17 protein-coding genes and 7 tRNA genes are annotated in these 22,238 nt (G+C 56.6%); 3 read left to right on the top strand and 21 right to left on the bottom strand.

The genetic code is table 11. The features are described 5' to 3' along the window. Positions 1–44: 44 nt before the first annotated feature. The 9 genes from J1C59_RS13585 to miaB form a co-directional block, all read right to left on the bottom strand. Positions 45–770 carry an amino acid ABC transporter ATP-binding protein gene (locus J1C59_RS13585; protein ID WP_111139033.1) on the bottom strand — a complete coding sequence of 242 codons (726 nt, stop codon included), beginning with the start codon at positions 768–770 and terminating at the stop codon, positions 45–47. Further along, positions 771–1,448, bottom strand: a complete 678-nt coding sequence (gltK, locus tag J1C59_RS13580; protein ID WP_111139034.1) for a glutamate/aspartate ABC transporter permease GltK — start codon at positions 1,446–1,448, stop codon at positions 771–773. Next, complete coding sequence (locus tag J1C59_RS13575; RefSeq protein WP_111139035.1) at positions 1,448–2,188, bottom strand: amino acid ABC transporter permease; 741 nt, start codon at positions 2,186–2,188, stop codon at positions 1,448–1,450. The genes gltK and J1C59_RS13575 overlap by 1 nt, the downstream gene beginning before the upstream one ends. 272 nt (positions 2,189–2,460) lie before the next feature. Next, positions 2,461–3,357: an amino acid ABC transporter substrate-binding protein gene (locus J1C59_RS13570; RefSeq protein WP_128086250.1), complete on the bottom strand. Its 897-nt coding sequence runs from the start codon at positions 3,355–3,357 to the stop codon at positions 2,461–2,463. A 554-nt stretch (positions 3,358–3,911) separates the two neighbouring features. Continuing rightward, the gene (gene lnt, locus J1C59_RS13565; protein WP_140917138.1) at positions 3,912–5,435 is read right to left on the bottom strand and encodes an apolipoprotein N-acyltransferase; all 1,524 of its coding nucleotides are present in this window, start codon (positions 5,433–5,435) and stop codon (positions 3,912–3,914) included. Between the two features lie 4 nt (positions 5,436–5,439). After that, complete coding sequence (corC, locus tag J1C59_RS13560; RefSeq protein ID WP_111142186.1) at positions 5,440–6,321, bottom strand: CNNM family magnesium/cobalt transport protein CorC; 882 nt, start codon at positions 6,319–6,321, stop codon at positions 5,440–5,442. Positions 6,322–6,404: 83 nt separating this feature from the next. Beyond that, entirely contained in the window at positions 6,405–6,878 is a 474-nt protein-coding gene (gene ybeY, locus J1C59_RS13555; protein ID WP_128085764.1) for an rRNA maturation RNase YbeY, read from the bottom strand. Further along, positions 6,875–7,936 carry a PhoH family protein gene (locus tag J1C59_RS13550; protein ID WP_128085765.1) on the bottom strand — a complete coding sequence of 354 codons (1,062 nt, stop codon included), beginning with the start codon at positions 7,934–7,936 and terminating at the stop codon, positions 6,875–6,877. The genes ybeY and J1C59_RS13550 overlap by 4 nt, the downstream gene beginning before the upstream one ends. Positions 7,937–8,145: 209 nt before the next feature. Further along, positions 8,146–9,570, bottom strand: coding sequence for a tRNA (N6-isopentenyl adenosine(37)-C2)-methylthiotransferase MiaB (miaB, locus tag J1C59_RS13545; protein WP_128085766.1), 1,425 nt, complete (start codon positions 9,568–9,570; stop codon positions 8,146–8,148). Positions 9,571–9,742: 172 nt separating this feature from the next. Here miaB and ubiF point away from each other — a divergent pair, with 172 nt between their 5' ends. Continuing rightward, complete coding sequence (gene ubiF / locus J1C59_RS13540) at positions 9,743–10,915, top strand: 3-demethoxyubiquinol 3-hydroxylase (protein ID WP_128085767.1); 1,173 nt, start codon at positions 9,743–9,745, stop codon at positions 10,913–10,915. Between the two features lie 102 nt (positions 10,916–11,017). On the opposite strand, the gene J1C59_RS13535 is transcribed toward ubiF, so the two are convergent. The 12 genes from J1C59_RS13535 to nagB all read right to left on the bottom strand — a co-directional run bounded on the left by J1C59_RS13535 (position 11,018) and on the right by nagB (position 17,902). Further along, positions 11,018–11,092: transfer RNA gene (locus tag J1C59_RS13535), tRNA-Gln, on the bottom strand. Between the two features lie 27 nt (positions 11,093–11,119). After that, a tRNA-Gln gene (locus tag J1C59_RS13530) sits at positions 11,120–11,194 on the bottom strand. A 6-nt stretch (positions 11,195–11,200) separates the two neighbouring features. After that, a tRNA-Met gene (locus J1C59_RS13525) sits at positions 11,201–11,277 on the bottom strand. 22 nt (positions 11,278–11,299) lie between these two features. Then, positions 11,300–11,374: transfer RNA gene (locus J1C59_RS13520), tRNA-Gln, on the bottom strand. Between the two features lie 34 nt (positions 11,375–11,408). Continuing rightward, positions 11,409–11,483 (bottom strand) — tRNA-Gln (locus J1C59_RS13515). A 22-nt stretch (positions 11,484–11,505) separates the two neighbouring features. Continuing rightward, a tRNA-Leu gene (locus J1C59_RS13510) sits at positions 11,506–11,590 on the bottom strand. A gap of 9 nt (positions 11,591–11,599) precedes the next feature. Next, positions 11,600–11,676 (bottom strand) — tRNA-Met (locus tag J1C59_RS13505). Positions 11,677–11,894: 218 nt separating this feature from the next. Beyond that, entirely contained in the window at positions 11,895–13,562 is a 1,668-nt protein-coding gene (asnB, locus tag J1C59_RS13500) for an asparagine synthase B (protein WP_128085768.1), read from the bottom strand. Positions 13,563–13,870: 308 nt separating this feature from the next. Continuing rightward, positions 13,871–14,623 carry an HAD-IIA family hydrolase gene (locus J1C59_RS13495; protein WP_111141045.1) on the bottom strand — a complete coding sequence of 251 codons (753 nt, stop codon included), beginning with the start codon at positions 14,621–14,623 and terminating at the stop codon, positions 13,871–13,873. A gap of 39 nt (positions 14,624–14,662) precedes the next feature. After that, entirely contained in the window at positions 14,663–15,883 is a 1,221-nt protein-coding gene (gene nagC / locus J1C59_RS13490) for a DNA-binding transcriptional regulator NagC (protein WP_128085769.1), read from the bottom strand. A 7-nt stretch (positions 15,884–15,890) separates the two neighbouring features. Next, on the bottom strand, positions 15,891–17,039 hold the full coding sequence (gene nagA / locus J1C59_RS13485) for an N-acetylglucosamine-6-phosphate deacetylase (RefSeq protein WP_128085770.1): 1,149 nt from the start codon (positions 17,037–17,039) through the stop codon (positions 15,891–15,893). Positions 17,040–17,101: 62 nt separating this feature from the next. After that, positions 17,102–17,902: a glucosamine-6-phosphate deaminase gene (gene nagB, locus J1C59_RS13480; RefSeq protein WP_033751778.1), complete on the bottom strand. Its 801-nt coding sequence runs from the start codon at positions 17,900–17,902 to the stop codon at positions 17,102–17,104. A 327-nt stretch (positions 17,903–18,229) separates the two neighbouring features. Here nagB and nagE point away from each other — a divergent pair, with 327 nt between their 5' ends. Both nagE and glnS read left to right on the top strand, forming a co-directional pair. Continuing rightward, positions 18,230–20,257, top strand: a complete 2,028-nt coding sequence (gene nagE / locus J1C59_RS13475; RefSeq protein WP_128085771.1) for an N-acetylglucosamine-specific PTS transporter subunit IIBC — start codon at positions 18,230–18,232, stop codon at positions 20,255–20,257. Positions 20,258–20,409: 152 nt separating this feature from the next. Next, positions 20,410–22,077 (top strand): glutamine--tRNA ligase, encoded by a 1,668-nt coding sequence (gene glnS, locus J1C59_RS13470; RefSeq protein WP_128085772.1) that lies wholly within the window; start codon positions 20,410–20,412, stop codon positions 22,075–22,077. Positions 22,078–22,238: the final 161 nt, after the last annotated feature.

Below are 22,238 nucleotides of genomic sequence, written 5' to 3'. Positions count from 1 at the left end.
TGAAAGGAAGCGGGTCACGCTGTGTGACCCGCCGGTTACGCAGATTAGTGCAGGATTTTAGCGAGGAACTCTTTCGCGCGGTCAGACTGCGGGTTATTAAAGAAGTCATCCTTGTTGGTGTCTTCGATAATTTTCCCCTCATCCATGAAAATGACGCGGTTAGCCACTTTGCGGGCAAAGCCCATCTCATGCGTTACCACCATCATCGTCATGCCCTCCTGGGCCAGCTCAACCATGACATCCAGCACTTCGTTGATCATCTCCGGGTCCAGCGCCGAAGTCGGCTCATCAAACAGCATCGCGATGGGATCCATGCAGAGCGCCCGCGCAATCGCCACGCGCTGCTGCTGACCACCGGAAAGCTGGCCGGGGAACTTCTCCGCATGCGCCGCCAGACCCACGCGCTTCAGCAGTTTCAGCCCTTTTTCGCGGGCCGCCGCCTTGTCGCGCTTCAGCACTTTTACCTGCGCCAGCACCAGGTTATTGATGATGCTCAGATGCGGGAACAGCTCGAAGTGCTGGAAAACCATGCCAACCTGGCTGCGAAGCTGCGCCAGATTGGTTTTTTTGTTGTTCACCTCGGTGCCGTTGACGGCGATCACACCCTGCTGAATCGGCTCAAGGCCGTTCACCGTTTTAATCAGCGTCGATTTACCGGAACCGGACGGTCCGCACACCACCACCACTTCACCGGTTTTGACATCGGTTGAGCAGTCGGTCAGCACCTGAAAGTGACCATACCACTTAGAAACGTTTTTCAGGCTAATCATTTAAACCGTCCTTTTTCTTTTGAGATAGCTGACCAGCAACGAGGCGCTCAGGCTGATAACGAAGTAGACCAGACCTGCAAACAGAACCATTTCAACCTGGGTTCCGTCGCGCTCACCGATGGTGGACGCGGTGCGGAAGAAGTCCGCCAGGCTTAAGACATAGACCAGCGAGGTATCCTGGAACAGCACGATACCCTGAGTCAGTAACAGCGGAACCATGGCGCGGAACGCCTGCGGCAGAATGATCAGCCGCATCGACTGCCAGGGGGTCATGCCCAGCGCCAGCGCCGCGTTGCCCTGACCGCGCGAGATACTGATGATGCCCGCACGGATAATCTCCGAGTAGTAGGCCGCTTCAAACAGCGAGAAGGCGACCATGGCGGAAATCAGGCGGATATCGGTCTTTGGCGACAGCCCCAGCACCTGCTGCAGGAAGCTCGGCACCACCAGATAGAACCACAGCAGCACCATGACCAGCGGCACCGAGCGGAACAGGTTGACATAAATTTTAGCGAACCAGCTGACGGGCTTAATGCTCGACAGACGCATCACCGCCAGCAGGGTGCCCCACAGAATGCCGAACACCACGGCGGTCAGGGTGATCTTAAAGGTGATCACCAGGCCGTTAAGCAGATAGGGCATGCTGGGTACAATGGAACTCCAGTCAAACTCGTACATTACTTGCCTCCCGCATTGCCTGGCAGCCGGACTTTGCGTTCGACCAGACTCATCAAGAACATAATCACCAGGTTGATGGCGATATAGGCCAGCGTAATGGCAGTAAAGGATTCATAGGCGTGCGCAGAGTAGTCGAGCAGTTTGCCCGCCTGCGCCGCCATATCGACCAGACCGATGGTGGAGGCGATCGCGGAGTTTTTCACCAGGTTGAGCATCTCCGATGTCATCGGCGGCACAATCACGCGATAGGCATTCGGCAGCAGCACATAGCGATAGGTCTGTGGCAGGGTTAAGCCCATCGCCAGCCCCGCATTCTTCTGTCCCGTCGGCAGTGACTGAATGGCGGCGCGTACCTGCTCGCAGACGCGGGCGGCGGTAAACAGACCCAGACAGATCATCGAGGAGAGGAAGAACTGAATATTCGGGTCCAGCTCAGACTTAAACCACATGCCCAGCTTTTCGCCCACCAGTTCGGGTGCGACCAGATACCAGAAGAAGAACTGGACGATCAGCGGGATGTTACGAAACAGTTCCACATAGCAGGTGCCAAGGGTGGAAAGCAGGCGATTCGGCACCGTGCGCAGAATGCCGAAAAATGAACCTACGCAGAAGGCGATAATCCAGGCACAGCAGGAGACCGCAATAGTCACCTGAAAACCGGACCACAGCCAGCCAAGGTAGGTCGTATTACCGAACGGGGCCTGTTCGAGGAAAATGCCCCAGTTCCAATCGATACCCATAACGAGCTCCGGAAAAAAAGGGTAGCTAAGCTACCCTGAAGATTGATGAACGGCGTTTTATTGCCTGATTCAGGGGAACGACCCGAATCAGTCTGTCTGTCCATGCCGCGGTTTCAGCAATCGAGAGGGCAGCCAGGCCGCCCTTGTTATACCCGTTGTCTTTCAGGCTGCGTCTGGCCCGGTGCACGTATCCGCCGCCCTGACCTGGGTCACGCGACGGGAGTGATGCGCCTGCCTTAAGGCAATCTGAAATTCATTGGGTATTTTTTTTGTTAATTCAGTGCCTTGTCGTTCGGCGTTTTGAACAGGGCTTTCATGTCGTCAGACAGTTCAAAGTTCATGTTCAGGTTTTTCGGTGGAATCGGCTGCTTGAACCAGGTATCGAACCATTTTTCAGCCTGACCGGAGGTCTGGGCTTTCGCGATGGTTTCATCCACCAGGGCTTTGAACTGCGGATCGTCTTTGCGCAGCATACAGCCGTAAGCTTCTTTCGACTGTGGCGTGCCTAAGATCTCCCAGTTGTCCGGTTTTTTGGCTTTGGCGCGTTCGCCAGCCAGCAGGGCATCATCCATCATAAAGGCCACGGCACGACCGGTTTCCAGCGTACGGAAAGAGTCACCGTGATCTTTTGCGCTGATAATGCGCATATCCATTTTCTGCTCGTCGTTCAGTTTGTGCAGCAGCACTTCAGAGGTGGTGCCGGACGTCACGACCACGGTCTTGCCTTTCAGGTCGGCGAAATCCTTGATCGGGCCACCTTTCTTAACCAGCAGACGGGTGCCGATGACGAAGATGGTGTCTGAGAACGCGGCCTGTTTCTGGCGCTCAAGGTTATTCGTGGTCGATCCACACTCATAATCGTAGGTGCCGTTTTGCAGCAGCGGGATACGGTTTTGTGAGGTGATCGGGATCATTTTGACCTGCAGGTCAGGCTTGTTCAGCTTCGCTTTGATCGCGTCCACGATAGCGTTGGAGTAAGCCTGCGAATAACCCACGACTTTTTGCTGGTTGTCATAATAAGAGAAGGGAACTGATGATTCGCGATGCCCGACCACAATGACGCCATTGTCATTGATCTTCTTCAGAGTGCCGCTGAGATCTTCCGCCTGGGCCGCTCCCGCCGCTGCGCCGATCAGCAGAAGAGATAATGCCACTTTGCGTAGTTGCATGTTCCAACTCCTTAGTATGGAAAAGGCACAGGTTATAACCTGCGCTGATTATGATGTTGTGTCTGTTTTGCTGCGCTTCTGCTCATACTGCGGTTTTCGTCGCCGCAGATGAGTGATTAACATAACGGATTGTTAACGCAATGAAACAAAAAAGTTTCTTTTTTGCGAGGTGATACGCACCAAAAAAAGGCAGTTTTTTCACGCTGCGCGCAAACGGTGCAGCAGAAGTGACTGTTTTGGTGCAACCGCTCAGGCGTCAGCGCCAGCAATCCGCCCGTTAGCAAATAACAGTGAAATATTTAGCAATCATCGTGCCAGAAAGCGGTGCAGCCGGTGAAAGGCAGCAGCGTCTGCGGCCGGAGGAGAAGGAAATATCGGGAAATCAGGAAAAGTGGCGGGTCGGTAAGCGCGGCACGCATCGGGCAGTAACAGGGCTGTCAGACGTGCGGGCAGAAGAGAAGCCATTCCGCGCCACAGCAGGCGCGGAATGCAAAAAGCAGTGTCTGAGTGTAAAGCGCCGGCTGCATCGCACAGCCGGCCCCGCGGATGAGCGGTTAGCGCCGCCGGCGCAGCAGGGCAACCAGCGCCGCCAGCAGCGTCAGTGACCACACCGGCCAGAGGCCCGCGCGCGCATAAGGGGTAATCCCCTCGGTTGGCGTAACTTTACTGGTCAGCACGTCGCGGGTGAACTGGGGCAGCATCGCCTCGGTGTCGCCCTGGGCATTCACCACCGCCGTCACGCCATTGTTGGTGCTGCGCAACAGCGGACGACCCAGTTCCAGCGCCCGCATTCTCGCCATCTGATAGTGCTGCCAGGGGCCGATCGAGTGGCCAAACCAGGCATCGTTTGAGACGGTCAGCAGGAAACTGGTGTCGGGCCGGAAGTTGGCCCGGACCTGCTCACCCAGCACGATCTCATAACAGATGGCGCTGGTCAGGTTATAACCCGCGACGCGAAGCTGCGGCTGGAGGTAGTTACCCCGGCTGAAGGCTGACATCGGCAGATCAAAGAACGGGGCCAGCGGCCGCAGCAGGTCGGCCAGCGGCACAAATTCGCCAAACGGCACCAGATGGTTCTTCTGGTAACGGTTATCGCTGAAGTAGTTGTAAGGCGTCTTGCCGCCCAGCACGATAACGGTGTTGTAATCGTGGTAGCGGTTCTGCTCCAGCCGGGAATCAACGATACCCGTGACCAGCGAACTGCCGCCCGCGCGCAGTTCATCATCCAGCGAACGCAGAAACGGCTGCTGATTGCTCTCCAGATCGGTAATCGCCGATTCCGGCCAGATGATCATCGGCGCTTTACCGATCAGCGGCTGGCTCAGACCGGTGTAGATCCGCAGGGTATTGAGCAGCTGCTGCGGGTCCCACTTCATCGACTGCGGGATATTGCCCTGGACCAGCGCCACCTCGACGGTACGGCCGGGGATCGGCTGAACCCACTGGATGTAGCGTAACGGCCACGGCAGCGCCAGCAGCAGCAGGGCGGCAACCAGACTTCTGACGTTGCGCTGCTGCAGGGCATACGCCAGCAGGCCCGCAACCACCATCAGCAGAAACGTCAGGGTCTCTACACCCGCCAGCGGCGCAAGGCCTTTCAGCGGGCCATCGATCTGGCTGTAACCAAACTGCAGCCACGGAAAGCCGGTCAGCACCCAGCCGCGCAGAAACTCAGTGATCTGCCACAGCGCCGGTGCCGCCAGCGCCAGACGCCACAGCGTCGTGCGCGGCCACAGACGGTTCAGGATGCCGGCAAACAGCGCCGGATAGACCGCCAGATAAGCCGCCAGCAGCGCCACGATAAAGACGTTAACCGGTCCGGGCATGCCGCCGAAGGTGGCGACACTGACGTAGACCCAGTTGATGCCGCTGCCGAACAGTCCCACGCCCCAGAAAAAGCCGATGGCGCTGGCCTGCGGGCTGGAGCGGTTCAGGGTAAGCAATTGTAAACCGCACAGCGAAAGCAGGGCGGCGGGCCAGAAATCGTAGGGGGAGAAGGCAAGGGTGCCTGCGGCACCCGTTAATAAAGCCAGCAGCAGGCGAACCCGCTGACGCGGGTAGAGTGAGGCTAAAGCCATAGACTTATTCGTCTTCCAGTTGAGGTTGTGGCGAATTTTCCGGAATAGTCACGTGAACCTGGATGATACGACGGCTGTCCGCCATCGCCACCTTGAACTGGTAACCCTCGATCTCGATGCTTTCACCGCGGGCGGGCAGATGGCCGAAGCCCTGCATGACCAGACCACCAATGGTGTCGACCTCATCATCACTGAACTGGGTGCCGAACACCTCATTGAAATCTTCAATGGCGGTCAGGGCACGTACCGTGAAGGTGTGGCGGTTGAGCTGACGGATATCGCGATCTTCTTCATCGTCATACTCATCTTCGATCTCGCCGACGATCAGCTCCAGGATATCTTCAATCGTCACCAGACCGGAGACGCCGCCAAACTCATCAATCACGATCGCCATATGGTAGCGCTGCGAACGAAACTCTTTCAGCATCCGATCGACACGCTTACTTTCCGGCACCACGACGGCGGGACGCAGCACTTTTTCGATGCTGAAAGGCTCAGACTCGCTGCTCATAAACGGCAGCAGATCTTTCGCCATCAGAATGCCTTCCACATGATCTTTGTCTTCGCTGATCACCGGGAAGCGGGAGTGGGCGGAGTCGATGATGACGTCCAGGCACTCTTCGAGGTTCTGATTGCGTTTCAGGGTGATCATCTGCGAGCGCGGGATCATGATGTCACGCACACGCTGCTCCGCAATATCCAGTACCCCTTCGAGCATGTCGCGGGTGTCCTGGTCAATCAGCTCTTTGTGATTGGAGTCGCGGATCAGCTCCAGTAGCTCGTCACGGTTCTTCGGTTCACCGTGAAAAAGCTGGTTGATTAACAGGGAAAAAAATCCCTTTTTACTACTGGGTGCATCGCTGTTTTGAGAATGGTCGTCGCTCATGGCGGTTTTTAAAGATCTCTCTGGTGAGGAAAGGGGGGCTGTCAGTCACCGGGACCGACAGCCGGATAGCCTGCGTTCAGCACTCAGGCGTCGTCTTTCTCCGAAATGTACGGATCAGGATAACCGAGAGCAAGCATTATCTCGGTCTCCAGCCCTTCCATCTCGTCGGCTTCGTCGTCGTCAATGTGGTCGTAACCCAGCAGATGCAGGGTGCCGTGCACCACCATATGCGCCCAGTGGGCGTCGACAGGCTTACCCTGTTCAGCGGCTTCCTGCTCCACCACCTGGCGGCAGATGATCAGGTCGCCCAGCAGGGGCAGTTCAATGCCAGGCGGAGCCTCAAACGGGAAAGAGAGCACGTTGGTCGGTTTATCTTTGCCGCGGTAAGTCAGGTTCAGTTCATGACTCTCCGCTTCATCGACCAGACGCACGGTCACTTCACTGTCGGGCTGAAAGGGGGTGACAGCCGCGGTCAGCCAGCGGTGAAACTGGCTTTCATCTGGCAGGCCAGCGCTGTTTTCACAGGCGACCTGCAGGTCGAGAATGACCTCGCTCATTTGCTCTCCTGCGGGGCGCTCTGTGCAGCCAGCGCGTCGCGTTTACGCTCTTCTGCCTGCTGGTCACGGCGGGTCTGATCGGCCGCTTCCCAGGCTTCATAGGCGGTGACAATACGGGCTACTACCGGGTGACGCACCACGTCTTCGCTGTGGAAGAAGTTGAAGCTGATCTCTTCCACGTCCGCCAGCACCTCAATGGCGTGACGCAGCCCCGATTTAACGTGACGCGGCAGGTCAATCTGGGTGACGTCGCCGGTGATAACCGCTTTGGAGTTAAAGCCGATACGCGTCAGGAACATCTTCATCTGCTCGATGGTGGTGTTCTGGCTCTCATCCAGGATGATGAACGCATCGTTCAGCGTACGGCCACGCATATAGGCCAGCGGTGCCACTTCGATGACGTTACGCTCCATCAGCTTTTCGACCCGCTCAAAGCCCAGCATCTCGAACAGCGCATCGTAGAGCGGACGCAGATAGGGATCGACCTTCTGACTCAGATCGCCCGGCAGGAAGCCGAGCTTTTCGCCCGCTTCTACCGCAGGACGGGTCAGCAGAATACGGCGGATCTCCTGGCGTTCCAGCGCATCCACGGCCGCCGCAACGGCCAGATAGGTTTTACCGGTGCCCGCCGGGCCGACGCCGAAGGTGATGTCGTGGTCGAGCACATTCGCGATGTACTGCGCCTGATTCGGCGTACGGGGCTTAATGACCCCGCGCTTGGTCTTGATGTTGACCGCTTTGCCGTACTCCGGCACGCTCTCGGCGGTCTGCTCCAGCACCCGGCTCTCTTTGATTGCCAGATGGATCTGGTCAGGCTCAATATCCGGGATCTCACCCCGCACAGGGGCGGTGTCGACATACAGGGTTTTCAGAATATCGGCTGCGGCATTAACGCTGAGCGCACGTCCTGTCAGCTTAAAGACGTTGTCGCGACGATTGATCTCAATACCCAGACGACGCTCAAGCTGTTTCACATTATCGTCAAACGGCCCGCACAGGCTCATCAGACGACGGTTATCAGCCGGTTCAAGGGCGATTTCACGAGTTTCGATATTCAAACGAATCCTTTGGGTCCCTCAGGGCCAGTTAGGGGATGTGTCTGACGCATCGCAGGCCTTAACCGGATGCACCATAACGAAATTATTTATGCCGTAACGCCGGGGCGCAAGCTTAAGGAGAGATATTTGGGCAACCCGTCCGGAAACCAAGTGGTGCAGCGTGAAATTGGCGGCAACGCGATGCGCGCTGCCGCACAGTAAAGCGGGTATCATGGCTGGAAGAGGGCGACGCCGATGTCGTTTTCTTTGCGGGTACGGGCAATCACCGAGGCCGGGCTCTGTGCCATGCGCAGTCCCATCTCCTCTTCGGTTCTGACCAGTCTGCCGCGCAGCGAGTTGGTGTAGACATCGACGATTTCAACATCCACGAAGCGGCCGATCATCTCTGGTGAGCCTTCGAAGTTGACCACGCGGTTGTTTTCGGTGCGGCCGGAGACTTCCATGACATTCTTGCGGGAGATGCCTTCCACCAGAATGCGCTGCACGGTGCCGAGCATACGGCGACTGATGGCCTGCGCCTGCTGGTTGATCCGCTCCTGCAGGATCCACAGACGCTGCTTCTTCTCTTCTTCGCTGACATCATCCGGCAGATCTGCGGCGGGCGTGCCGGGACGGGCCGAGTAAACAAAGCTGAAGCTGACGTCGAAATTAATCTCGCCAATAAGCTTCATGGTCTGCTCGAAATCCTGCTGAGTCTCACCAGGGAAACCGATGATGAAGTCGGAGCTGATCTCAATATCCGGACGCGCCGCGCGCAGCTTGCGGATAATCGCCTTGTACTCCAGCGCGGTGTGCGCACGCTTCATCAGGGTCAGAATGCGGTCTGAACCACTCTGTACCGGCAGATGCAGGAAGCTCACCAGTTCCGGGGTATCGCGATAAACATCGATAATGTCATCGGTGAACTCAATCGGGTGGCTGGTGGTGAAACGGATACGGTCGATACCGTCGATGGCGGCAACCAGGCGCAGCAGCTCAGCGAAGGTGCAGATCTCACCGTCGAAGGTGGCGCCGCGATAGGCGTTGACGTTCTGACCCAGCAGGTTGACTTCCCGTACACCCTGCGCCGCGAGCTGCGCGATCTCCAGCAGAATGTCGTCGCTGGGACGGCTCACCTCTTCGCCGCGGGTGTAAGGCACCACGCAGAACGTACAATATTTGTTGCAGCCTTCCATGATCGAGACAAAGGCGGTCGGGCCTTCTGCCCGAGGCTCCGGCAGACGGTCAAATTTTTCGATCTCCGGGAAGCTGATATCCACCACCGGGCTTTTGCTGCCGCGCACGGTATTGATCATCTCCGGCAGGCGATGGAGGGTCTGCGGACCAAACACGATATCCACGCAGGGCGCGCGCTGACGAATATGGTCGCCTTCCTGTGATGCGACGCAGCCGCCCACGCCGATAATCACATCCGGGTTACGCTCTTTGAGCTTTCTCCAGCGCCCTAGCAGATGAAACACCTTCTCCTGCGCTTTCTCACGAATAGAGCAGGTGTTGAGCAGCAGAATATCCGCCTCTTCAGGGACCTCGGTCAGCGTATAGCCGTGCGTACTGTTCAGCAGATCAGACATCTTTGATGAATCATATTCATTCATCTGACATCCCCAGGTTTTGATATGCAGTTTTTTTGTCATCGCGCTAGCCATTGATTCAGTGCAGTGAAGTGCGGGGCGCATATTGTAATGCTTTGATGCTGTGGTGACCAGCCTGAGGGCTTTTCTGCCAGCAATCGGGTTTTCCGGTACACTTTGCTCTATTCAGACCCGGTTTGCGCTGGCAGTCGGGCTTAAGAGAGGGACATAAGCAATGCAGGATAATCAGTTTGATGTAGTGATTGTCGGCGGTGGCATGGTCGGTGCCGCGCTGGCCTGTGGACTGACACAGCACCATTTTCGCGTAGCGGTGATTGAACGCGCCGAACCTGCGCCTTTCGATCCCGACAGCGATCCCGATCTGCGGATTTCGGCGATTGGGTCCGCGTCGGTGGGGCTACTGAAGCAGCTCAACGTCTGGTCACGGGTTGAGGCGATGCGCAGTGCGCCCTATCGTAAACTGGAAACCTGGGAGTGGCAGACGGCGCAGGTGAGCTTTGATGCGGCCTCGCTGGGGCTGCCGGAGCTGGGCTTTATGGTCGAGAACAGCGTGCTGCAGCGGGCGCTGTGGGAGGAGATGCAGTCGCTGGGCGTAACCTGCTACTGCCCGACCACGCTGGAGAACCTGCAGCCCGAAAATGGCGGCTGGCGGGTGGATCTCAGCGACAACGTGGTTCTGCATACCCGGCTGGTGGTGGGAGCGGACGGAGCAAACTCGCAGGTGCGCCAGATGGCTGGTATCGGTATTCATGGCTGGAGCTATGCGCAGTCCTGTTTACTGATTAGCGTCACCTGCGAACACCCGGCGGGCGACGCCACCTGGCAGCACTTTACGCCTCAGGGACCGCGCGCCTTTTTGCCGCTGTATGGCAACCGGGCCTCGCTGGTCTGGTATGACGCGCCCGCCCGGGTCCGCCAGTTGCAGGCGATGCCGCTGGCCCAGCTGGAAAAAGAGATTGCCAGTCACTTCCCGGCGCGGCTGGGACGCTTCAAAGCACATGCGGCGGGCGGTTTCCCGCTGGTGCGGCGTCATGCTTCGCAGTATGTCCTGCCGGGGCTGGCGCTGGTCGGGGATGCCGCCCATACCATCAACCCGCTGGCCGGGCAGGGCGTGAATCTGGGCTATCGCGACGTTGATGCCCTGATTGATGTGCTGGTCAGCGCGCGCGGTGCGGCGGAGGACTGGGCAGCCGAGCGGGTACTGCAGCGCTATCATCGCCAGCGGCGTAAAGACAATATGCTGATGCAGGGAGGGATGGATCTGTTCTACTTCGCCTTCAGCAACCAGCTTGCGCCGCTGCGGTTCGCACGGAACCTTGGCCTGATCGCGGCAGAACATTCCGGCGTACTGAAACGGCAGGTATTGCGTTACGCGCTGGGGTTATAGGCGGGGTCTCAGGCTCGCCGCAGGGCGGGCCTGAATCGGGCATGCGAATCCGCATGGGACAAAAACAACAAAGCCCGCAAAAGCGGGCTATGTTGTGCAATTTGGCTGGGGTGCAGGGATTCGAACCCCGGAATGCTGGTATCAGAAACCAGTGCCTTACCGCTTGGCGACACCCCAATAGGTGTTAATCAAATTGTCTTTGTATGGCTGGGGTGCAGGGATTCGAACCCCGGAATGCTGGTATCAGAAACCAGTGCCTTACCGCTTGGCGACACCCCAATTATATGGTGGCTACGACGGGAATCGAACCTGTGACCCCAGCATTATGAGTGCTGTGCTCTAACCAGCTGAGCTACGTAGCCAAATTGTACTGCATTTCGATGATGGCTGGGATACCTGGATTCGAACCAGGGAATGCCGGTATCAAAAACCGGTGCCTTACCGCTTGGCGATATCCCATTCGTCCGTTCTCAGCATCGAGAATCATCAAAATTGGCTGGGATACCTGGATTCGAACCAGGGAATGCCGGTATCAAAAACCGGTGCCTTACCGCTTGGCGATATCCCATCCACGCTGCCGAATAATGAAATGGTGCGGGAGGCGAGACTTGAACTCGCACACCTTGCGGCGCCAGAACCTAAATCTGGTGCGTCTACCAATTTCGCCACTCCCGCAAAAAAAGATGGTGGCTACGACGGGAATCGAACCTGTGACCCCAGCATTATGAGTGCTGTGCTCTAACCAGCTGAGCTACGTAGCCATCTTTTTTTCGCGTTACCTTCATCGGCGTTGCGGGGCGCATTATGCGGAGTTGACCTGACAGCGTCAACAATTTTTTTACCGATTTTTGCCAGATAATCGCTGTTTGACTGGCTTATAACCAGCCTGGGTGTTTATTCGGCAATTTTTCAGTGAATACAACGCCGATCGTCAAAAAAATGGGCCACAGCGGGCCCATTCTGCTGTCGTTCTGTTTGCTTATTTATAGGCGGACTGATGCACACCGACCGCACGGCCAGAGGGGTCATCCATCTTTTTAAATGCTTCATCCCACTCAATCGCTTTGGCAGACGAACAGGCCACCGATGGACCACCCGGCACACACTCTGCCGCGCTGGCTAACGGGAACAGCTCTTCGAAAATCTCACGGTAGAGATACGCTTCTTTCGACCCCGGCGTGTTGAACGGGAAACGGAAATGGGCGGTCGCCAGCTGCTGGTCGCTGATTTGCTTCGCGGCCACTTCTTTCAGTGAGTCGATCCAGCTGTAGCCCACACCGTCTGAGAACTGCTCTTTCTGACGCCACGCCACGCTCTCTGGCAGGTAAGAGGAGAAACATTCACGCAGGATGTGCTTCTCCATTTTACCGTTGCTGCCACACATCTTATCGGCCGGGTTGATACGCATCGCCACATCCAGGAATTTTTTATCCAGGAACGGCACACGCGCTTCCACGCCCCAGGCGGACATCGCCTTGTTGGCACGGGCGCAGTCAAACATATGCAGCGCCTGCAGTTTGCGCACGTTTTCGTCGTGGAACTCTTTGGCGTCAGGGGCTTTATGGAAGTAGAGGTAGCCGCCAAACACTTCGTCTGCGCCTTCGCCCGACAGCACCATCTTGATGCCCATCGCCTTGATCTTACGTGACATCAGGTACATCGGCGTCGAGGCACGGATAGTGGTAACGTCATAGGTCTCGATGTGATAGATCACATCACGAATCGCATCCAGACCTTCCTGAACGGTGAAGTGGATCTCATGGTGAACGGTGCCCAGATGCTCCGCCACCGATTTCGCCGCCTTCAGATCGGGTGAACCTTCCAGACCGACCGCGAAGGAGTGCAGCTGAGGCCACCACGCATCGCTTTTATCCTGATCTTCCACACGCTTAGCGGCAAAACGCTTGGTCACGGCGGAGATGATTGACGAGTCCAGCCCGCCCGACAGCAGCACGCCGTAAGGCACGTCGGACATCAGGTGGCTCTTCACTGACTCTTCCAGCGCGTGTTTCAGACCGGCGGCGTCGGTGGTGTTGTGCTCAACGTTTTTGTATTCCATCCAGTCACGCTGCCAGTAACGACGAATCTCGCCATCGGTGCTGGAGAGGTAGCTTCCCGGCGGGAACTCTTTGATGGAACGGCAGACCGGCACCAGCGCTTTCATCTCTGACGCGACATAGAGGTTGCCGTGCTCATCGTTGCCCATATAGAGCGGGATGATGCCGATATGATCACGACCGATCAGATAGGTCTGTTTCACGCTGTCATAAAGGATAAAGGCGAACATGCCTTCCAGCTCGTCGAGGAAATCGACGCCTTTTTCCTGATAAAGCGCCAGGATCACTTCACAGTCAGAACCGGTCTGGAACGCGTAGCGATCGCTGAGTTCTGCGCGCAGCGCCTGATGGTTGTAGATCTCACCGTTAACCGCCAGGACGTGGGTGTGGTCGGCGTTATAAAGCGGCTGTGCGCCGTTGTTAACGTCAACAATGGAGAGACGTTCATGCGCCAGAATAGCGTGGTCATCGGCATAGACGCCTGACCAGTCCGGGCCGCGATGACGCATTAAGCGTGAACATTCCAGCGCTTTCTTGCGCAGCTCAACAGGATCGCTTTTCAGATCCAGCACACCAAAGATTGAACACATAACTGACTCCTGATCTCACCTTACGGCGATGTTATCTTTTACCGTTGTCCGGCAGCCTGACGCTGCGTGATACATAAGAAAATGCGCTATTTGGTGTGATCAATGCAAGAGGAATCGTGTTTTACTGATAAAAATATTGTTCACATGGCGATAAAATTGAATAAACGATAATTAAAACGTTTTTTTATTGTTGGATCGGCAATGAACTGGCTTTTTTGCGCAAAAAACAGGCGGCTGAATGGGGCGGGAGAGGGCGGAAAAGGGGAGACGCATCACAGTGCAGCCGGATGCGTCATAAGCAAAAGCAATCAGAACAGGTCAATATCGGCCACGGAAGGGTAGATCCAGTCCGGACGGAACGGCATGGCATCAATATCGCTGAGCGTTGAAACACCCGACAGCACCAGCACCGTCTCCAGACCCGCCTGGAATCCGGCCAGAATATCGGTGCGCAGATTATCCCCGACGATCACCGTCTCTTCAGAGTGGGCCTGCATTTTGTTCAGGGCGGCGCGCATGATGTAGGGGCTGGGTTTGCCAACCACAAACGGGCTGCGACCCGAGATCTTTTCGATACCGGCACAGAGTGCGCCACAGGCGGGGATAAATCCGCGGGCGTGGGTGTCCGGGTTGGTAGCGATAAAGCGTGCGCCGCTGGCCACGAAAAAGGCCGCTTTATGCATCATGTCCCAGTTGAACGAGCGTGTTTCACCAACAATCACAAAGTCGGGGTTCACATCGGTAATGGTAAAGCCCGCTTTGTAGAGTTCATGAATCAGCGCGCCTTCACCAATCACATACGCCTTTTTGCCCTCCTGACGACGCAGGAAGTCGGCGGTGGCCATGGCGGAAGTGTAGAAAACGGATTCCGGCACCTCGACGCCCGCCGAGGCAAAGCGGTTGGCTAGATCCTGCTCGGTTTGCGAGGGGTAGTTCGTCAGCACCACCAGCGGCATCTCTTTGGCCAGAATACGCTGTAAAAATTCCTGTGCGCCGGGAACGGCCGTGTTGTCGTGCATCAGCACGCCATCGATATCACAAATTACGCTTTTAATGGTCATAGTCAGATCCGATGTGGCCCGCCACAGCAGCGGGTTAGCTTAGTCTTCCAGAAGATGTTGCAGCAGAATGCCGTTAAGCATGGCACGTTTAGCCAGCGCAAACGCGCCAATCGCCGAGCGATGATCCAGGGCAGAGCGCACGACGGGCAGATTCTTACGGAACGCCGCCAGGGCCTGAGTATTGATGCAGCCCTCAATGGCCGGTAGCAGCACTTTCTCAGCCTCGGTGATTTCGCCTGCCAGCACCACTTTTTGCGGATTAAACAGGTTGATGGCGATTGCAATCGCTTTGCCCAGATAGCGGCCAACGTGCTCCACTACTTCGCAGGCCAGCGCATCGCCCTGATTGGCTGCTTTGCAGATATGAGCCATCTGGCACGCCTCCAGCGTCAGCACGCTGGGGTAGCCCTGATTCAGCAGATGCCGTACCCGATTTTCGATGGCTCCATTGGCCGCAATCGTTTCAAGACAGCCAAAGTTGCCACAGTGACAGCGCTCGCCGAGGGGATCGACCTGGATATGGCCGATCTCGCCCACGTTACCGTTGCTGCCAAGAAAAATATGGCCATTGGCGATAATGCCCGCGCCGGTGCCGCGGTGTAAGCGCACCAGAATCGAGTCCGCACAGTCGCGACTTGCACCGAAGTAGTGCTCAGCCAGCGCCAGGCTGCGGATATCGTGGCCGACAAAACTGGTGACGTTAAACCGCGTCTGCAGGCTGGCGACCAGCGGCCAGTGGCTGACAGCGATATGGGGCATATAGCGGATCACGCCATTCACCGGATCGACCAGCCCCGGCAGGATCACCGAAATCGCGATCAGTTCACGGATCTTCCGCTGGTGCTGCTCAGTAAAGCTGGCGATGGCGTTGAACAGCGCATGTTCCAGCGTCTCCTGCGTACGTTCCGGCAGCGCATAATCTTCCTGGGCCAGCGATTTGCCGCTGAGATCGAACAGGGTCAGGGTGGCGTCGTGGCGTCCGAGCCGGACGCCGATGGTGTGGAAATTGCGGGTTTCAGTGATGATGGAGATAGCGCGGCGTCCGCCGGTAGACGCCTGCTGGTCTACCTCTTTTATCAGGCCGCGCTCGATCAACTGGCGGGTAATTTTGGTGACGCTGGCGGGCGCGAGCTGGCTGAGTTCGGCAATCTGAATGCGCGATATCGGCCCCTGCTGGTCAATCAGCCGATAAACCGCTGCGCTATTAAGTTGCTTAACAAGATCGACATTTCCTATTTGTGACTGGCCGCCAGTGGTCATTCAGTGCTTACTCGCTCAGGACGTCGTCTCCGTTGACAAACGTCTTAATGATTTTAAAGTCGCGCGTAAACACAGTCAGGTTCGCGATTTTTCCTGCTTCGATCGAGCCTAACTGCCTTTCCACGCCCATCGCCCGTGCCGGGTAGAGGGTTGCCATGCGTAACGCTTCATCCAGTGCGATACCCACATGCTCAACGCTGTTCTGCACCGCTTCAATCATCGTCAGGGCAGAACCGCTCAGTGTGCCGTTTTCGTCAACACAGAGCCCGTCACGATAGTAGATTGTTTTACCTGCAAAAATAAACTCGCTGATGTCGGCGCCTGCCGGTGCGGTGGCATCGGTTACCAGCACCAGTTTGTCACCTTTAATACGTTTTGCATTGCGCACGTTAGCGTAATGTACATGTAAACCATCTGCAATGATGCCGCAGTATACATCAGGCGCATCAAACAGCGCACCGATAAGGCCCGGTTCACGTCCGGCAAAGGCGGGCATCGCATTGTAGAGATGGGTGGCGAACCGGATCCCTGCAGAAAAGCCCGCTTTCGCCTCTTCATAAGTCGCATTAGAGTGACCGGCTGAGACGATGATTCCGGCGTCGGTCAGCTGACGAATCACGTCGCTGCCGGCATTTTCGGGAGCCAGGGTCACTTTGGTAATGACATCCGCATTGGCGCAGAGATAGGCCACCATCTCTGCATCGGGCAGGCGGATCAGCGCCGGATCGTGGGTGCCTTTTTTCGCCTTGCTCAGCCAGGGACCTTCCAGATGCAGGCCCAGCGCCTGATGCTGATGCTTCTGCAGATAGGCGCGCATGGTCTCAATCGCCCGTTTCATCAGGGCGTCGCTGCTGGTGATGAGTGTCGGTAAGAAGCTGGTGCAGCCGGACTTCTCATTCGCGCGCTGCATCGTTTCCAGTGTTTCCACGCTGAGCGCCTCAAGGCTGTCATTGAACTGCACGCCGCCGCAGCCGTTGAGCTGAAGGTCGATAAAGCCGGGCGCAATCAGCGCGCCCGCCATATCCCGCTGCGCAACCGTGGCCGGGAGCGCCTCGCGCGGGCAGACGCGCGCAATCCGTCCGTCAGCAATCACGACCGCGTGATTATCCAGAACCTCGTGGCCACTGTAGATTCGGCCGTTTACTAATGCGTACATCTTTTTTCTCCCGTCCAGGCCTGCTGCCACACAGGGTAACAGCAGGGCATGGCAATGTTCTGTTACACGCCTTTCATATTTTCCGCTTCCATTTCGCGGAAATATTTCACGGTTTTCACTTTCAGTTCCATGGTGGCGGGTTCATCACACACCACCACCGATTTTGCGTGCAGCTGCAGACAGCTGATGGTCCACATGTGGTTGACGTTGCCTTCGACGGCCGCCTGCAGGGCCTGCGCTTTCACATGGCCGGTCACCAGAATCATCACTTCTTCGGCATCCAGCAGCGTGCCGACGCCGACCGTCAGCGCATATTTAGGCACCTGATCAACATCGCCGTTGAAGAAGCGAGAGTTCGCCACACGGGTGTCATGGGTCAGCGTTTTAATGCGGGTACGGGAAGCCAGCGACGAAGCCGGTTCGTTAAAGGCGATATGGCCATCATTGCCGACACCGCCCATAAACAGGTGTATTTTACCCAGCGCGCGAATTTTCTCTTCGTACTGGCGACATTCTGCGTCAATATCCGGTGCATTACCATTCAGCAGGTTGATATTTTCCGGTTGAATATCAACATGATCGAAGAAATTACGGTACATGAAGCTGTGATAGCTCTCCGGGTGCTCTTTTGGCAGGCCAACATATTCATCCATATTGAAGGTGACGACGTGTTTAAAACTGACCTGGCCCGCTTTGTGCATCTCGATAAGGTGCTTGTACGCCTCCAGGGGAGTTCCGCCGGTCGGCAGCCCCAGGACGAACGGCCTGTCCGCCGTCGGGTTAAACGCGTTGATGCGGTTAACAATGTGTCGGGCAGCCCATTTGCCTACCTGAGTCGGGGTCGCTAAAGGAATCAGTCTCATGTTTCACCTCATTGAAAACAGAAAGGGGGAGTGCTAAGCCGTTGCGTTACTCATCAGCCTGAACCTGAGGCTTATTCTCGCGACGGCCCGCGCAGAATTCAATATTTCGAATCATAAAATAAGTTTGCGGCCATAGCCAGATGTTGCCGTGTGATACGATGTTTTTTAGTGATAAAAATCACATTTACCAGGGTTTTAATTTGCGAGGCGAATTAATTTATCATTACACTTCGCTGCGTGATATGAAGTGTATTAACGATCTTTGCAGCTGACATAACAACATTAAGCGGCGCAAAGCGACAAGTCAGGTTCATAGGGGGAAGGGGTATGTTAGGTTACTTACAGAAGGTGGGGCGCGCACTGATGGTGCCGGTGGCAACCCTGCCAGCAGCAGCCATCCTGATGGGGGTCGGTTACTGGATTGATCCGAACAGCTGGGGGGCGGGCAATGCGCTGGCCGCACTGCTGATCAAATCGGGTGCCGCCATTATCGAAAACATGTCAGTGCTGTTTGCGATTGGTGTCGCCTACGGCATGTCAAAAGATAAAGATGGTGCAGCCGCGCTGACCGGTTTTGTCGGCTTCCTGGTGGTCACCACGCTCTGCTCACCCGCTGCGGTGGCGATGATACAGAAGATGCCGGTCGATCAGGTGCCCGTGGCCTTTGGCAAGATCAACAACCAGTTTGTCGGTATTCTGGTCGGGATCCTCTCGGCTGAGGTCTATAACCGCTTCAGCCACGTCGAACTGCCCAAAGCGCTCTCCTTCTTCAGCGGACGCCGGCTGGTGCCGATCCTGGTTTCGTTCCTGATGATTCTGGTGGCGTTTATCCTGATGTATATCTGGCCGGTGATCTTCAACGGTCTGGTCGGCTTCGGGGAACATATCCAGAAACTCGGCTCTGTCGGCGCCGGTATCTACGCCTTCTTTAACCGTCTGCTGATCCCGGTTGGTCTGCATCACGCTCTGAACTCCGTGTTCTGGTTTGATGTGGCCGGTATTAACGACATTCCGAAGTTCCTCGGCGGCGCGCAGTCACTGGCGGACGGCACGGCTACCGTGGGGATCACCGGTCGTTATCAGGCGGGCTTCTTCCCGATTATGATGTTTGGTCTGCCGGGTGCCGCGCTGGCGATTTACCACTGCGCACGTCCTGAGAACCGCGTCAAAGTGGGCAGTATCATGCTGGCCGCGGCGTTTGCTGCTTTCTTTACCGGCATCACCGAACCGCTGGAGTTCTCCTTCATGTTCGTCGCGCCGGTGCTCTATCTGATCCATGCGGTGCTGACCGGGCTCTCCGTCTTTATCGCCGCCAGCATGCACTGGATCGCGGGATTTGGCTTCAGCGCCGGGCTGGTGGATATGGTGCTCTCAACCCGCAACCCGCTGGCCACACACTGGTATATGCTGATCCCGCAGGGGCTGGTCTTCTTCGCCATCTACTATGTGGTCTTCCGCTTCACCATCAAAAAATTCAACCTGATGACGCCAGGCCGTGAGCTGGCGGTAGCGGGTGATGAAAGTGATGGCTATGACGTCAACGTAGACAAAACCGGTAGCGATGAGACGGCGACCGAATCTCTGGCGCGCCGCTACATTGGTGCGGTAGGGGGCTCGACCAACCTGACCGGCATCGACGCCTGTATTACCCGTCTGCGCCTCAACGTGAACGACTCCGCCCAGGTAAATGAGGGCGTGGCGAAACGCCTCGGTGCCTCCGGCGTGATTCGCCTTAACAAACAGAGCGTGCAGATTATCGTCGGCACCCAGGCTGAAAGCATCGCGTCCGCCATGAAAAAAGTGCTGACCAAGGGGCCGGTTGCGGCCGCCGCGACCGGCAGCGCGCCAGCCGAGCCGGAAGTCAAACCGCAGGCGGTGCTGAACAGTGAGAAGCGGGTTATCGCGACCCTGCTGGCACCGGTTTCCGGTGAAGTTGTGGCGCTGGAAGCGGTTCCGGATGAAGCCTTTGCCAGCAAAGCGGTAGGCGACGGTCTGGCGATCAAACCCAGCGACAAGCGTGTCGTGGCGCCGATTGCGGGCACCGTGGTGAAAATCTTCAACACCAATCACGCCTTCTGCCTGGAAACGGACAACGGCGTGGAGATTGTGGTGCACATGGGGCTGGATACCGTGGCGCTGGACGGCAAAGGCTTTACCCGTCTGGTGGAGGAGGGGGCCAGCGTGGTCGCCGGTCAGCCTGTGCTGGAGATGGACCTGGATTTCCTCAACGCCAACGCGCGCTCCATGGTGAGTCCGGTCGTGGTCAGCAACAGCGATGATTTCGCCGGTCTGACGCTGCTGGCCCAGGGGCAGGTCGTGGCAGGCGAAACCCCGCTGTACGAAGTGAAAGGCTAATCCCCGCAACAGAACCCCACAGGCAGGAAGCGATTCCTGCCTTTTTTGTTTTAAAGGCTTAACAAACGGTTGTTTCCCTCAGACGCTTTGTGGATCATACTCCGTTACTTCGTGGTACAAATCACCCGTTATTCGTATTGAGGATTTTTGAGATGAGTGAGGCTGAAGCCCGCCCAACTAACTTTATTCGTCAGATCATCGACGAAGATTTGGCGAGCGGCAAGCACAGCAGCGTGCATACCCGTTTTCCGCCAGAGCCCAATGGCTATCTGCATATTGGTCATGCGAAATCGATCTGTCTGAATTTTGGCATCGCCCAGGATTATCAGGGTCAATGCAACCTGCGTTTTGACGACACCAATCCGGTCAAAGAGGATATCGAGTTCGTTGAATCCATCAAGCGTGACGTCCAGTGGCTGGGTTTTGAGTGGAGCGGTGACGTCCGTTACTCATCAGACTATTTTGATCAGCTCTATCACTTCGCCGTTGAGCTGATCTCTAAAGGACTGGCCTACGTCGATGAGCTGAGCCCGGATCAGATCCGTGAATATCGCGGCACCCTGAAAGAGGCGGGTAAAAACAGCCCCTATCGCGACCGCAGCGTGGAAGAGAACCTGGCGCTGTTCGGGAAAATGCGTGACGGTGAGTTCGCCGAAGGCACCGCCTGCCTGCGCGCTAAAATCGACATGGCTTCAAACTTCATCGTGATGCGCGATCCGGTGCTCTACCGTATCAAGTTCGCGGAGCATCACCAGACGGGCAACAAGTGGTGCATCTACCCGATGTATGACTTCACCCACTGTATCTCCGATGCGCTGGAAGGCATTACGCACTCGCTCTGTACGCTGGAGTTCCAGGACAACCGCCGTCTCTACGACTGGGTGCTGGATAACATCACCATTCCGGCGCATCCGCGTCAGTATGAGTTCTCGCGTCTGAACCTGGAGTATGCGGTGATGTCAAAACGCAAACTCACCCAGCTGGTGACCGAGAAGCATGTCGAAGGCTGGGATGATCCGCGTATGCTGACCGTGTCGGGCCTGCGTCGTCGTGGCTATACCGCCGCCTCTATCCGTGAGTTCTGCCGTCGCATTGGCGTCACCAAGCAGGACAACATCGTGGAGATGGCGTCGCTGGAATCGTGCATCCGTGACGATCTCAACGAGAATGCGCCACGCGCCATGGCCGTGCTGGATCCGCTTAAAATCGTGATCGAGAACCTGCCAGCGGGCCACAACGAAGTTATCACCATGCCAAATCATCCGGGCAAACCGGAGATGGGCACGCGTGACGTGCCGTTCAGCCGCGAAATCTGGATCGATCGCGCGGACTTCCGCGAAGAGGCGAACAAGCAGTATAAGCGTCTGGTGCTGGGCAAAGAGGTTCGCCTGCGCAACGCCTATGTGATTCGTGCCGAGCGCGTCGCCAAAGATGAAGCGGGTAACATCACCTGCATCTACTGCACCAGCGATGTCGATACGCTGAGCAAAGATCCGGCCGATGGCCGCAAGGTCAAAGGGGTGATTCACTGGGTTTCGGCGGATCATGCGCAGCCTGCTGAGTTCCGCCTGTATGATCGTCTGTTCAGTGTGCCAAACCCGGGCGCGGCCGAGGACTTCCTGGCGGTGATCAACCCGGCGTCGCTGACCATCAAAAATGGCTTCGTCGAGCCGGGCCTGCGCGATGCGGAACCGGGTGTACCGTTCCAGTTCGAACGCGAAGGCTATTTCTGCGCCGACAGCGTTTACTCGAAGCCGTCGCAGCTGGTGTTTAACCGCACCGTCGGTCTTCGCGATACTTGGGCGAAAACCGGCGAATAATAGCATCCGGGGCTGACCCCATAAAATGGCAAAAGGGCGATTTATCGCCCTTTTTTATTGCCCCGATTTTCATCATCACCGACGTTTATTCTGTACTAACCGCAACCGCATCCGCACCCCCCGTGAGAGTAATCTGAGTTTAAAAAAATTAATCAATTTCA

The organism is Pantoea deleyi, from assembly GCF_022647325.1.
Taxonomy (GTDB): Bacteria; Pseudomonadota; Gammaproteobacteria; order Enterobacterales; family Enterobacteriaceae; genus Pantoea; species Pantoea deleyi.
The sequence above is the reverse complement of the archived record's forward strand: the minus strand, read 5'-3'. Positions and strand labels throughout refer to the sequence as shown.